The sequence below is a fragment of the Escherichia coli genome (assembly GCF_036503815.1).
In the GTDB taxonomy this organism is placed as follows: Bacteria; Pseudomonadota; Gammaproteobacteria; order Enterobacterales; family Enterobacteriaceae; genus Escherichia; species Escherichia coli_F.
This window is the reverse complement of the sequence record NZ_AP027764.1, coordinates 2,256,732-2,269,520: the sequence shown is the minus strand read 5'-3', so window position 1 is coordinate 2,269,520 and position 12,789 is coordinate 2,256,732. Positions and strand designations below refer to the sequence as shown.

The following is a 12,789-nucleotide window of genomic DNA, read 5'->3' as shown; positions in this document are numbered from 1 at the left end:
CACGTATTAACATCACACCATATCCAGCGCAGTTTTTCCTTTTGGTGCCGGATACGCTTTATCCAGCATAACTAATTCCGCTGACGAAAGTTCAACCTCAAGCACAGCCGCATTTTGTTGGACATGTGCGACAGTTGCCGCTTTTGGAATCGCCATCACACCCTGATGGCTGATTACCCACGCCAACAATACTTGTGCCGCACTGATATTGTGAGCATGTGCAATTTCGTTGACTACCGCATTTTTTAACAGTCCATTGCGCAACCGCCCGGCCTGGGCTAATGGACTGTAAGCCATCACCGGCATCTGCTGTTTCTGGCACCAGGGAAGTAGATCGTACTCAATCCCTCGTGAACCGAGATGGTAAAGCACCTGATTAGTGGCACACTGATTTCCCCCCGGCAGCTGCCAGAGTTCCTGCATATCGGCATAATCAAGGTTAGAAACGCCCCAGCGGCGGACTTTTCCCTGGGCGATCAATTTTTCCATCGCTGCGACAGTCTCTTCGAGAGCGAAACTGCCAGACCAGTGTAATAAGTAGAGATCGAGATAATCAGTATTGAGACGGCGTAAACTGGCTTCGCATGCATTTACCGCTTTTTGCCCGCCAGCATTCCACGGATAGACTTTAGAGACGAGAAAGACGTTCTCACGCAGACCGATTAATGCTTCCCCAACCACTTTTTCGGCACCGCCATCGGCATACATTTCGGCGGTATCAATGAGGGTTAAACCGAGTTCAATGCCCGCGCGTAGTGCAGCAACTTCTGTTTTACGCTGACTGGCATCTTCGCCCATATACCATGTTCCCTGCCCTATGGCTGGCAGTGAGACATCGCCACTAAATTGAATCATTTTTTGTTGCATTGTTTCCTCCCAGGTATTGCACCACCGTAATGCAAAACAGGGCGTTACGCCCTGTTTTTATGCACAAAATGCCCTGGAAAGATGCATTATCAGAATTTGTAGGTGATCCCGGTAGAAATCAGGCCAGTCCAGGATTTATCCACCATTGGGCTGTCAGTAACTTCATCAGACAGACGGGTGTAGCGCGCGGTACCGTAAACACTCCAGTCACCGAGGAAGTTGTAGCTGGCACTCAGCTCCAGGTAAGGGCTCCAGCTGTCATTCGGGTTATAGCCGCGCAGACCGCTGCGCGCAGACTCTTTACGCGATACGCCATAATAGTATTCGTTCTGGTTTTCGCTGTTCCACTGCACACCGATACCCGGGGTTACGGTCAGGCCGCCGTTGGTGTAACGATACAACCAGGCCATATCCCAGATGATGCCGTTGCTGTTATCCAGGGTATCGCCAGCCAGGGTGGTACGCAGGTAACCGTACTGGGTAAAGTGAGCATAAGACAGACCAGCCATCATGGTGCTCTTACGGTCATCCAGGTGACGCATTTGGTGATCGCCACTGTCTTTAGCTTTGAAGTAAAGCGGCGACCAGTAAGCGGTAATTGAAAGTTTATCCGTTGCGTCATTCCACAGGTAGTAACCACCACCTAAGCCACGGAACCAGAAGTTATCGCCTTCATAGTTGATTACCGGTACTGGGTAAACATCGGTATCGTAATCTTTATATGGGTGTTCAACGACACCTACGCCTGCGCCCAGGGAAAATTTACCTTCAGCGTGCGCTACGCCTGCAGACGTTGCGATAAGCACTCCAAGTGCCAGAAGTTTGAGTTTGGTCACAATTAATCATTCCTTAAACAAATGTTTAGCGGGCGACAAAGTTTACCCGTCAATACATCGAAACCCAACCTTTTTACGTTTTCATTTTTTAAAGTAACTGTTTAATTTTCCTGACGCAGATGACACCACGCTTACAGCCAAATGAATTATGCGTTACTGGCGACCCTGGTCTTTACATTAATTATGCAAATTTTATGGATGAGTTGTTGATATGCCATTGAAATTAAGAAAGCCGTGCAGGCAAGTTTTCCATTTGCCATCTACGCTTAATTTTGAAGGTGTATCACCGGGCACGTTGTTCTCATCGTCGATAAAATGGCATGAGAGTTGCTGTGTTTTAGCAAGAGACGTCGTTCAGTTTACCTCTTCCGGGAGCCTCTACTATTCATATGAACGGCTCTTAACCTGTGCTAAAAAACGAAAGGACGGCATACCATGAATATATTCGATCACTATCGCCAGCGATATGAAGCTGCCAAGGACGAAGAGTTCACACTGCAGGAGTTTCTTACCACTTGTCGGCAAGATCGCAGTGCTTATGCCAACGCGGCTGAGCGGCTATTGATGGCTATCGGTGAGCCTGTCATGGTCGATACAGCCCAGGAACCCAGACTTTCTCGACTCTTTTCTAACCGGGTCATTGCACGTTACCCGGCCTTTGAAGAGTTTTACGGCATGGAAGACGCGATTGAACAGATTGTCTCTTATCTGAAACACGCGGCTCAGGGGCTGGAGGAGAAGAAACAAATCCTGTATCTGCTGGGGCCTGTGGGTGGGGGTAAATCATCGCTTGCTGAGCGACTGAAATCATTAATGCAGCTCGTGCCGATCTATGTATTAAGCGCTAACGGTGAGCGGAGCCCGGTCAACGATCATCCGTTCTGTCTTTTCAATCCGCAAGAAGATGCGCAGATTCTGGAAAAAGAGTATGGCATTCCTCGACGCTATCTTGGCACCATCATGTCGCCGTGGGCAGCAAAACGCCTGCATGAATTTGGTGGCGATATTACTAAGTTCCGGGTGGTAAAGGTCTGGCCGTCAATTCTGCAACAAATTGCTATCGCCAAAACGGAACCTGGCGATGAGAACAACCAGGACATCTCAGCGCTGGTAGGGAAAGTCGATATCCGTAAACTCGAACACTACGCGCAGAACGATCCGGACGCCTACGGATATTCTGGTGCACTATGCCGCGCCAACCAGGGGATCATGGAGTTTGTCGAGATGTTTAAAGCACCGATTAAAGTGCTGCATCCCCTGTTAACCGCCACTCAGGAAGGTAACTACAACGGGACGGAAGGTATCTCCGCCCTGCCGTTTAACGGGATTATTCTCGCCCATTCGAACGAATCCGAATGGGTCACTTTCCGTAATAACAAGAACAACGAAGCCTTCCTCGATCGTGTTTATATCGTGAAGGTGCCATATTGCTTGCGTATTTCCGAAGAGATCAAAATCTACGAGAAATTGCTTAATCACAGTGAACTGACTCACGCCCCATGCGCACCTGGCACGCTGGAAACGCTGTCTCGTTTTTCCATTCTTTCGCGTCTGAAAGAGCCGGAAAACTCCAGCATTTATTCGAAGATGCGGGTTTATGATGGCGAAAGTCTGAAAGACACCGATCCGAAAGCCAAGTCGTATCAGGAATATCGTGACTACGCAGGCGTTGATGAAGGGATGAACGGTCTGTCCACGCGTTTTGCGTTTAAGATCCTCTCTCGCGTGTTCAACTTCGACCACGTGGAAGTGGCAGCAAACCCTGTTCATCTGTTCTACGTCCTGGAACAGCAGATCGAGCGCGAGCAGTTCCCTCAGGAGCAGGCTGAGCGTTATCTCGAGTTCCTGAAAGGTTACTTGATTCCGAAATATGCCGAGTTTATCGGTAAAGAGATTCAGACTGCGTATCTTGAATCCTATTCTGAATATGGACAAAACATTTTTGACCGTTATGTCACGTATGCAGATTTCTGGATTCAGGATCAGGAGTATCGCGACCCGGATACCGGGCAGCTATTTGACCGCGAATCTCTCAACGCTGAGCTGGAGAAAATTGAGAAACCGGCGGGGATCAGTAATCCAAAAGATTTCCGCAACGAGATTGTCAACTTCGTACTGCGCGCCAGAGCGAATAACAGCGGACGCAATCCGAACTGGACCAGCTATGAAAAACTGCGCACGGTTATTGAGAAGAAAATGTTCTCTAATACCGAGGAGCTGTTGCCAGTTATTTCGTTTAACGCCAAAACGTCAACCGACGAGCAGAAGAAACACGACGATTTTGTCGACCGTATGATGGAAAAAGGCTACACCCGTAAACAGGTGCGTTTACTGTGCGAATGGTATTTGCGCGTACGTAAATCGTCTTAACAACCATGGCCCGGTACGCATGCTACCGGGCCTACAACGACAGCGAACCGTGGGCCAGAGAAGCGGCAACACAGGCGTAGCAAACAGTTGGCAAATGTAGTACGGGGGGCATATGACCTGGTTTATTGACCGGCGTCTGAACGGCAAAAACAAAAGCATGGTGAATCGCCAGCGTTTTTTACGCCGTTATAAAGCGCAAATTAAACAGTCGATCTCCGAGGCCATTAATAAGCGTTCGGTGACTGACGTCGACAGCGGCGAGTCCGTATCCATTCCAACGGAAGATATTAGCGAACCGATGTTTCATCAGGGACGTGGCGGCCTGCGCCACCGCGTTCATCCGGGCAATGACCATTTCGTCCAGAACGACCGCATTGAACGCCCCCAGGGCGGCGGCGGTGGTTCCGGCAGTGGTCAGGGCCAGGCCAGCCAGGATGGTGAAGGTCAGGATGAATTTGTCTTTCAGATTTCGAAAGATGAGTATCTTGATCTGCTCTTTGAAGATTTGGCCTTACCGAATCTGAAACAAAACCAACAACGCCAGCTGACCGAATATAAAACGCATCGGGCGGGTTATACCGCTAACGGCGTTCCTGCCAATATCAGCGTTGTGCGTTCATTGCAGAACTCACTGGCGCGACGCACAGCCATGACGGCGGGCAAGCGGCGGGAACTTCATGCGCTGGAAGAGAATTTGGCCATCATCAGCAACAGTGAGCCTGCGCAACTGCTGGAAGAGGAACGTCTGCGCAAAGAAATTGCAGAATTACGTGCCAAAATTGAACGCGTCCCTTTTATTGACACCTTCGATTTACGTTACAAGAACTACGAAAAACGACCCGATCCCTCCAGCCAGGCAGTGATGTTTTGCCTGATGGACGTTTCGGGTTCAATGGATCAGTCCACTAAAGATATGGCTAAGCGTTTTTATATTCTGCTGTATCTGTTCCTTAGCAGAACGTATAAGAACGTGGAAGTCGTTTACATCCGGCACCATACCCAGGCGAAAGAAGTCGATGAACATGAGTTTTTCTACTCACAGGAAACTGGCGGTACCATTGTTTCCAGCGCCCTGAAACTGATGGATGAGGTGGTGAAAGAGCGTTATAACCCGGCGCAATGGAATATTTACGCGGCACAAGCATCGGACGGCGATAACTGGGCCGATGACTCTCCACTTTGCCATGAAATCCTGGCGAAAAAATTATTGCCCGTTGTTCGTTATTACAGCTATATCGAAATTACCCGTCGCGCTCATCAGACACTGTGGCGAGAATATGAACATCTGCAATCTACTTTCGACAATTTTGCGATGCAGCATATCCGCGACCAGGATGATATTTATCCGGTGTTCCGTGAACTGTTTCATAAACAAAATGCAACAGCTAAAGACTAAAACTGTCAGCCGGGTCATTATCGCCTGGCTGATTTTTAGCTCACTGTAAATTATCTCATTTATTACATACATTAGCTTACAATCGCTTTAAATATGACAGCATAACCTTTACACAATTTAGTTTCAGAAAACAATCATTCGGAAAAATGATTCGGTCAACACGTATTTCCCTGGGGTTATTCTTTAATTATTTTTTATCGTCAACGAAAATTGATCCTGGTCAAAACCATATATCTCTGTCATCAATAAAATCCAGCACTCACATTGCTCTCCTTTTTATGGCTTCTATGGGTACACAAAAATTAAAAGCTCAAGGCTTTTTTATTTTCAGCTTATTGCTGACGTTAATTTTATTTTGCATTACTACCTTATATAACGAAAACACGAATGTAAAACTCATCCCACAGATGAATTACCTGATGGTTGTTGTGGCTTTGTTTTTCCTTAACGCCGTCATTTTTCTTTTCATGTTAATGAAGTATTTCACTAACAAACAAATTTTACCAACACTCATTTTAAGCCTTGCATTTTTAAGTGGCCTTATCTATTTAGTTGAAACCATTGTAATTATCCATAAACCAATCAACGGCAGTACACTGATCCAGACAAAGTCGAATGATGTTTCTATTTTCTATATTTTCCGCCAACTCAGTTTCATTTGTTTAACCTCGCTGGCGCTCTTTTGTTATGGGAAAGACAACATCCTTGACAACAATAAGAAAAAAACTGGCATTCTGTTGCTGGCGCTGATTCCTTTTTTAGTTTTTCCCCTTCTGGCACACAATCTGAGCAGTTATAACGCTGACTATTCTTTGTATGTCGTCGATTACTGTCCGGACAACCATACTGCGACCTGGGGAATCAACTATACAAAAATATTGGTTTGTTTGTGGGCATTTTTACTGTTCTTTATTATCATGCGTACACGATTAGCCAGCGAACTATGGCCGTTAATAGCATTATTATGTCTGGCATCGCTATGCTGCAACTTACTTCTACTGACTCTGGATGAGTATAATTACACCATCTGGTATATCAGTCGCGGGATTGAAGTTTCCAGTAAACTGTTTGTTGTGTCTTTTCTGATTTATAACATTTTTCAGGAACTGCAACTCTCCAGCAAACTGGCAGTTCATGATGTACTGACCAATATTTATAATCGGCGCTACTTTTTCAACAGCGTAGAGTCATTATTGTCGCGACCTGTTGTTAAGGACTTTTGTGTCATGCTGGTTGATATTAATCAGTTCAAGCGCATCAATGCCCAATGGGGACATCGTGTGGGTGATAAAGTGCTGGTTTCAATTGTCGATATTATCCAGCAAAGCATCCGCTCCGATGATATTTTAGCGCGACTGGAGGGTGAGGTGTTTGGCTTGCTATTTACCGAACTCAATAGTGCCCAGGCAAAAATCATTGCGGAACGTATGCGTAAAAATGTCGAACTCCTGACCGGTTTTAGTAACAGATATGATGTTCCTGAACAAATGACCATCAGTATTGGCACGGTTTTTTCAACGGGTGACACGCGTAATATCTCGCTTGTCATGACGGAAGCAGATAAAGCCTTACGCGAAGCGAAAAGCGAGGGGGGCAACAAAGTGATTATTCATCATATTTAAGTGCAAAAATATTCAGAGCCATGCTTTTTGCGTGGCTTTTGCATACAATTTATTACTATTACCCCTAAATTTCCCCTCCCCAGCGGCGCAGAGATGAGTATAATTAGCGCCCCTGTGCCAGGCCGCAATCGAACTTTATCTGGTTTTCTCGTTTCACTAACCGAAGGAGTGCCATTTATCATGAAATTGCACCATAGAATGCTCCGGCATTTTATCGCCGCAAGTGTCATTGTGCTGACATCTTCCTTCCTTATTTTTGAACTTGTCGCCAGCGACAGAGCAATGAGTGCCTATCTGCGCTATATCGTGCAGAGAGCAGATTCCTCCTTTCTTTATGATAAGTATCAGAATCAGAGTATTGCCGCGCATGTGATGCGCGCTCTCGCTGCTGAGCAGTCGGAAGTGTCGCCAGAACAGCGGCGCGCCATCTGCGAGGCTTTTGAGTCTGCCAATAATACCCATGGCTTAAACCTGACTGCCCATAAATACCCGGGCTTACGCGGCACACTACAAACCGCATCCACTGACTGCGACACAATTGTGGAAGCTGCAGCACTATTACCCGCTTTTGATCAGGCAGTGGAAGGCAACCGCCACCAGGATGATTACGGTTCAGGTCTTGGGATGGCCGAAGAGAAATTTCACTATTATCTCGATCTCAATGACCGCTATGTCTATTTTTATGAGCCGGTTAATGTTGAGTACTTTGCGATGAATAACTGGTCTTTCCTGCAGTCAGGAAGTATTGGCATCGATCGCAAAGATATTGAAAAGGTATTTACCGGGCGTACCGTATTATCGAGCATTTACCAGGATCAGCGTACTAAACAGAACGTGATGAGTTTGCTGACGCCGGTATATGTTGCAGGGCAGCTAAAAGGAATTGTGCTGCTGGATATTAACAAAAACAATCTGCGGAATATCTTTTACACGCATGACCGCCCTCTCCTCTGGCGTTTTCTCAATGTCACGCTAACCGATACAGATTCTGGGCGCGACATTATCATCAACCAGAGCGAAGATAATCTGTTCCAGTATGTCAGTTACGTCCATGACTTACCGGGCGGCATTCGTGTATCGTTATCCATTGATATTCTTTACTTTATCACATCTTCGTGGAAAAGCGTTCTGTTCTGGATTTTGACGGCGTTAATTTTGCTGAATATGGTGCGGATGCACTTCCGTTTATACCAAAACGTGTCGCGAGAAAATATTAGTGATGCGATGACTGGACTGTATAATCGCAAAATTTTAACCCCTGAACTGGAGCAGCGGTTGCAGAAGCTGGTGCAATCCGGTTCTTCGGTGATGTTTATTGCAATTGACATGGACAAGTTAAAGCAAATAAATGACACCCTCGGTCATCAGGAGGGGGATTTAGCGATTACGTTATTAGCTCAGGCGATTAAACAGTCGATTCGTAAAAGTGATTATGCCATCCGACTCGGTGGCGATGAATTCTGCATCATTCTTGTCGATTCGACGCCGCAAATTGCAGCACAACTGCCTGAACGTATCGAAAAACGTCTGCAACATATCGCGCCGCAGAAAGAGATCGGCTTCTCTTCCGGTATTTACGCGATGAAAGAAAACGATACGTTACATGATGCGTATAAAGCTTCCGATGAGCGTTTATATGTCAATAAGCAGAACAAAAACAGCCGTTCATGATAATCTTCTGTGGTTGTTTGCTTGTAATCTCAGGAGCATGAAATGACTGAAATGGCTAAAGGAAGCGTGACGCATCAGCGGTTAATCGCTTTATTATCACAAGAAGGAGCTGACTTCCGCGTCGTTACCCATGAGGCGGTAGGTAAATGCGAAGCGGTGTCAGAAATTCGTGGCACCGCTTTAGGCCAGGGGGCTAAGGCACTGGTATGTAAAGTCAAAGGCAATGGCGTGAATCAACATGTTCTGGCGATCCTCGCTGCCGATCAACAGGCCGATCTGAGCCAACTCGCCAGTCATATAGGCGGATTACGCGCTTCGTTGGCCAGTCCTGCGGAAGTCGATGAACTGACAGGCTGTGTCTTTGGCGCGATCCCCCCTTTCAGCTTCCATCCAAAACTCAAACTGGTTGCCGATCCCCTACTCTTCGAACGATTTGATGAAATCGCCTTCAATGCAGGCATGCTGGATAAATCCGTTATTTTGAAAACCGCGGATTATTTGCGCATTGCGCAACCAGAACTGGTCAATTTCCGCCGCACTGCGTAACTAGCCTGTCCGTTCAATAAGCAGAACGGACAAAACCAGCACAACAGCAATGGCAAAAAACGATGACGTGATAATCAGTGTCTCGACAAACATTTGATCGTTCATAGTATGCCCCGGGGAGATAGCTGTTTTCACGTTATTGTTAGCGTGCCCAAATGGCAGTTTGATGACAGTTCGCCTGATTTTTTATGCAAAAAACGTAAAGATTTTCTACTTCCTTCCTGCAGCAAGCGTAAAGTAAGCAGGCTTATTATTTTTTGGCAAGGAAACCACGATGTTTGATGTCACTTTGCTGATCCTGCTCGGGTTAGCTGCGCTGGGCTTTATCAGTCATAACACCACTGTCGCCGTTTCAATTCTGGTGTTGATCATTGTCCGCGTCACACCGTTAAGCACCTTTTTCCCGTGGATTGAAAAACAGGGGCTAAGTATCGGGATAATCATTCTGACTATTGGCGTTATGGCCCCCATCGCCAGCGGGACGCTACCGCCCTCAACCCTGATTCACTCGTTTCTGAACTGGAAATCGCTGGTGGCAATTGCAGTAGGCGTTATTGTCTCCTGGCTAGGTGGGCGCGGCGTGACGTTAATGGGCAGCCAGCCGCAACTGGTCGCCGGGCTGCTGGTGGGCACTGTTTTGGGCGTGGCGCTATTTCGCGGCGTACCGGTTGGCCCGCTTATTGCCGCGGGTCTGGTTTCGCTGATTGTGGGGAAACAGTAGTTAATCCCGCAATATATCGGCCTGGCGTTTGCCCCAGGCCTTTCTTAAACATAGTAATAAAGGCCGTTGTTGAATCATACCCCAGCGTATGAGCAACTTTCTGTACAGTATCGCCTTTCACTAATCCCTGAAGCGCCATAATCAGCTGTAACTGCTGACGCCACTGGCGAAAACTCAACCCCGTCTCTTTCACTATCAGCCGGGCAAGATTGCGTTCACTCATCGCAAAAAAGCCAGCCCATTGCCCCAATGAGCCCCACTCGACGGGCTCTTTCGCCATCATCTCCACCATCGTGCGGATTTTAGGATGAGAAGAAACGGGCAGGTGCAGCTGTTGTTGTGGCTGCTGAGGGAGTTCATCAAACAGGACCTGAATTAATCTGCGGGTCATCGGCTCAGCACGCTGAGTCGTCGTCCTGTTTGCCAGGGTTAAAATTAATTCCCGGCATAAGGGCGATATTTTCAATGTGCAACATGTTGTCGGCATTGTCACTGCGCTGGGCTCTATAAACAAAAAACAGAGTTCAGCGTTAGCTGTCACTTGATTGCTATGTTCCACCCCTCCCGGTATCCAAACCGCATATTGCGGCGGCACCATCCACAAAGCATTTTCCACCGTACAGGTAATTGCACCATGTAGCGCCAGTATCAGCTGCCCTTTGCGGTGCTGATGTACAGGACTGGTTAACTCATCCGTTCCGGCGTGAATACAAAATGCGACCGCGGCTTCATGGTGTCGGTCGGGTTCATAGCCATTGAGATTCAACCTGTGCATCATTTTGTCCGAATTTAGCGATAATTTGTCATTTTAGCTTGATTCAACATAACAATAAAAACGGTAAGGTACAGCCTCGTTTGTAACAATGAGAAGCATATGACCTGTTCAACTTCATTAAGCGGCAAAAACAGGATTGTCCTTATCGCTGGCATTCTGATGATTGCCACAACATTACGCGTCACCTTTACCGGCGCAGCACCGTTACTGGATACGATTCGTTCCGCTTACTCGCTGACCACGGCGCAAACCGGCTTATTGACCACCCTGCCATTATTAGCCTTTGCGCTAATCTCACCGCTGGCTGCCCCGGTGGCGCGACGTTTTGGTATGGAACGTAGCCTGTTTGCCGCGTTACTTTTGATCTGTGCTGGTATTGCAATTCGCTCTCTCCCTTCGCCTTACTTATTATTTGGCGGTACAGCGGTCATTGGCGGTGGGATTGCATTAGGCAATGTCTTACTGCCAGGATTAATTAAACGCGATTTCCCTCATTCCGTCGCCAGACTTACCGGCGCATATTCCCTGACAATGGGAGCTGCGGCGGCACTGGGATCGGCTATGGTCGTGCCGCTGGCTTTGAACGGTTTTGGCTGGCAAGGCGCGTTGCTCATGCTGATGTGTTTTCCTCTGCTGGCTCTTTTTTTATGGCTGCCACAGTGGCGAAGTCAACAACATGCAAATTTGAGTACCTCACGCGCCTTACATACTCGGGGTATCTGGCGTTCGCCGCTTGCCTGGCAGGTAACATTGTTTCTTGGGATCAACTCACTCGTCTATTACGTGATTATTGGCTGGCTTCCGGCGATCCTCATCAGTCACGGCTATAGCGAAGCACAGGCGGGTTCACTGCATGGTTTGCTGCAACTAGCCACAGCAGCTCCCGGTTTGCTGATCCCACTTTTCTTACATCATGTGAAAGATCAGCGTGGTATTGCAGCGTTCGTTGCCTTGATGTGCGCAGTGGGCGCGGTTGGGCTCTGCTTTATGCCAGCACACGCGATCACCTGGACTCTGCTTTTCGGTTTTGGTTCCGGCGCAACAATGATACTGGGGTTGACGTTCATTGGTCTGCGGGCAAGTTCTGCGCATCAGGCGGCGGCACTCTCGGGGATGGCACAATCCGTCGGGTATTTGCTGGCAGCCTGTGGGCCGCCACTGATGGGTAAAATACACGATGCTAACGGTGACTGGTCCGTACCACTGATGGGTGTTGCAATACTTTCACTACTGATGGCGATTTTCGGACTTTGCGCCGGGAGAGACAAAGAAATTCGCTAATATCCGGTGCTATAGTGACGTGACAAATCATGCGTGAAAGGGAGAACAAATACGATGAATATTCAGTGCAAACGCGTTTATGATCCGGCTGAACAGAGCGATGGTTATCGCGTACTGGTCGACCGCCTCTGGCCACGCGGTATCAAAAAAACCGATTTAGCCCTTGATGAGTGGGATAAAGAAATCACGCCGTCAACGGAACTGCGCAAAGCCTTTCACGGCGAAGTCGTCGATTTTGCAACCTTTCGCGAGCAATATCTTGCAGAACTGACGCAACACGAGCAAGAAGGAAAGCGGCTGGCAGACATCGCCAAAAAACAGCCGCTAACCCTGCTCTACTCAGCAAAAAACACCACGCAGAACCATGCACTGGTGCTGGCCGACTGGCTACGTAGCTTGTGATTTTAGTGCAGCATCCGGCGGTTATTTTTCACCAGCCGGATGGTCCCGTCGCCACAATGCCCATTCATCAATCGTTTCACCGCCCGGTAATTTGCAATTGTTGCTGACCCCTTGCGCTGTCTGCACAGGAATGAGCGTCCCGCCCTTCTGCTGGCAATAGACCGACGCCGGATTTGCCATACCAATCTGCGGCGGTTTAGGTGCTTCTGGCTGAGAAGGGGTTGAACAACCAGCCAGGACCAGCAAGCAAGGCAGAACAAAACTGATAATTTTCATTTATTGATCTCACATATTTATCCAAG

At 47.8% G+C, this 12,789-nt stretch carries 13 protein-coding genes; 8 read left to right on the top strand and 5 right to left on the bottom strand.

Annotated elements, in window-relative coordinates; all coding sequences use genetic code 11:
- Nucleotides 1–12 precede the first annotated feature (12 nt).
- Both yeaE and mipA read right to left on the bottom strand, forming a co-directional pair.
- Nucleotides 13–867, bottom strand: coding sequence for a methylglyoxal reductase YeaE (yeaE, locus tag AABJ99_RS10875; protein WP_039020738.1), 855 nt, complete (start codon nt 865–867; stop codon nt 13–15).
- An 89-nt stretch (nt 868–956) separates the two neighbouring features.
- Nucleotides 957–1,703 carry a scaffolding protein MipA gene (mipA, locus tag AABJ99_RS10870; RefSeq protein WP_022645785.1) on the bottom strand — a complete coding sequence of 249 codons (747 nt, stop codon included), beginning with the start codon at nt 1,701–1,703 and terminating at the stop codon, nt 957–959.
- Between the two features lie 435 nt (nt 1,704–2,138).
- On the opposite strand from mipA, the gene yeaG reads away from it, so the two are divergent.
- The 5 genes from yeaG to yeaK all read left to right on the top strand — a co-directional run bounded on the left by yeaG (nt 2,139) and on the right by yeaK (nt 9,308).
- Nucleotides 2,139–4,073: a protein kinase YeaG gene (yeaG, locus tag AABJ99_RS10865; RefSeq protein WP_001019882.1), complete on the top strand. Its 1,935-nt coding sequence runs from the start codon at nt 2,139–2,141 to the stop codon at nt 4,071–4,073.
- A gap of 112 nt (nt 4,074–4,185) precedes the next feature.
- Complete coding sequence (gene yeaH / locus AABJ99_RS10860) at nt 4,186–5,469, top strand: YeaH/YhbH family protein (RefSeq protein WP_000219686.1); 1,284 nt, start codon at nt 4,186–4,188, stop codon at nt 5,467–5,469.
- Nucleotides 5,470–5,615: 146 nt separating this feature from the next.
- A complete protein-coding gene (cdgI, locus tag AABJ99_RS10855) occupies nt 5,616–7,091 on the top strand; it encodes a sensor domain-containing diguanylate cyclase (protein ID WP_077782383.1) in 1,476 nt (491 codons plus the stop codon).
- 180 nt (nt 7,092–7,271) lie between these two features.
- A complete protein-coding gene (gene dgcJ, locus AABJ99_RS10850) occupies nt 7,272–8,762 on the top strand; it encodes a diguanylate cyclase DgcJ (RefSeq protein WP_000766137.1) in 1,491 nt (496 codons plus the stop codon).
- Nucleotides 8,763–8,804: 42 nt separating this feature from the next.
- Entirely contained in the window at nt 8,805–9,308 is a 504-nt protein-coding gene (gene yeaK, locus AABJ99_RS10845; protein WP_000138043.1) for a mischarged aminoacyl-tRNA deacylase, read from the top strand.
- On the opposite strand, the gene yoaI is transcribed toward yeaK, so the two are convergent.
- Entirely contained in the window at nt 9,309–9,413 is a 105-nt protein-coding gene (gene yoaI, locus AABJ99_RS10840; RefSeq protein WP_000999630.1) for a small membrane protein YoaI, read from the bottom strand. It lies immediately after the preceding gene.
- A gap of 169 nt (nt 9,414–9,582) precedes the next feature.
- Here yoaI and yeaL point away from each other — a divergent pair, with 169 nt between their 5' ends.
- Complete coding sequence (gene yeaL, locus AABJ99_RS10835) at nt 9,583–10,029, top strand: DUF441 domain-containing protein (protein ID WP_000460707.1); 447 nt, start codon at nt 9,583–9,585, stop codon at nt 10,027–10,029.
- Here the strand turns inward: yeaL and nimR are convergent.
- A complete protein-coding gene (nimR, locus tag AABJ99_RS10830; protein WP_000972246.1) occupies nt 9,986–10,807 on the bottom strand; it encodes a DNA-binding transcriptional regulator NimR in 822 nt (273 codons plus the stop codon). The genes yeaL and nimR overlap by 44 nt on opposite strands.
- 96 nt (nt 10,808–10,903) lie before the next feature.
- On the opposite strand from nimR, the gene nimT reads away from it, so the two are divergent.
- Together nimT and yeaO are read left to right on the top strand one after the other, a co-directional pair.
- Nucleotides 10,904–12,085 (top strand): 2-nitroimidazole transporter, encoded by a 1,182-nt coding sequence (nimT, locus tag AABJ99_RS10825; protein WP_000128490.1) that lies wholly within the window; start codon nt 10,904–10,906, stop codon nt 12,083–12,085.
- A 54-nt stretch (nt 12,086–12,139) separates the two neighbouring features.
- The gene (yeaO, locus tag AABJ99_RS10820; RefSeq protein WP_001354723.1) at nt 12,140–12,487 is read left to right on the top strand and encodes a DUF488 domain-containing protein; all 348 of its coding nucleotides are present in this window, start codon (nt 12,140–12,142) and stop codon (nt 12,485–12,487) included.
- A 21-nt stretch (nt 12,488–12,508) separates the two neighbouring features.
- Here yeaO and yoaF read toward each other — a convergent pair whose 3' ends face one another.
- Complete coding sequence (gene yoaF / locus AABJ99_RS10815) at nt 12,509–12,763, bottom strand: DUF333 domain-containing lipoprotein YoaF (protein ID WP_000691930.1); 255 nt, start codon at nt 12,761–12,763, stop codon at nt 12,509–12,511.
- Between the last annotated feature and the right edge of the window lie 26 nt (nt 12,764–12,789).

Bases quoted from the DNA above. Each gene is read 5' to 3' on its own strand.
- cdgI (WP_077782383.1), top strand. From the start codon at position 5,616: ATGATTCGGTCAACACGTATTTCCCTGGGGTTATTCTTTAATTATTTT.
- yoaI (WP_000999630.1), bottom strand. From the start codon at position 9,413: ATGAACGATCAAATGTTTGTCGAGACACTGATTATCACGTCATCGTTT.
- yeaK (WP_000138043.1), top strand. From the start codon at position 8,805: ATGACTGAAATGGCTAAAGGAAGCGTGACGCATCAGCGGTTAATCGCT.
- nimR (WP_000972246.1), bottom strand. From the start codon at position 10,807: ATGATGCACAGGTTGAATCTCAATGGCTATGAACCCGACCGACACCAT.
- yeaL (WP_000460707.1), top strand. From the start codon at position 9,583: ATGTTTGATGTCACTTTGCTGATCCTGCTCGGGTTAGCTGCGCTGGGC.
- yeaO (WP_001354723.1), top strand. From the start codon at position 12,140: ATGAATATTCAGTGCAAACGCGTTTATGATCCGGCTGAACAGAGCGAT.
- dgcJ (WP_000766137.1), top strand. From the start codon at position 7,272: ATGAAATTGCACCATAGAATGCTCCGGCATTTTATCGCCGCAAGTGTC.
- nimT (WP_000128490.1), top strand. From the start codon at position 10,904: ATGACCTGTTCAACTTCATTAAGCGGCAAAAACAGGATTGTCCTTATC.
- yeaE (WP_039020738.1), bottom strand. From the start codon at position 867: ATGCAACAAAAAATGATTCAATTTAGTGGCGATGTCTCACTGCCAGCC.
- yeaG (WP_001019882.1), top strand. From the start codon at position 2,139: ATGAATATATTCGATCACTATCGCCAGCGATATGAAGCTGCCAAGGAC.
- yoaF (WP_000691930.1), bottom strand. From the start codon at position 12,763: ATGAAAATTATCAGTTTTGTTCTGCCTTGCTTGCTGGTCCTGGCTGGT.
- yeaH (WP_000219686.1), top strand. From the start codon at position 4,186: ATGACCTGGTTTATTGACCGGCGTCTGAACGGCAAAAACAAAAGCATG.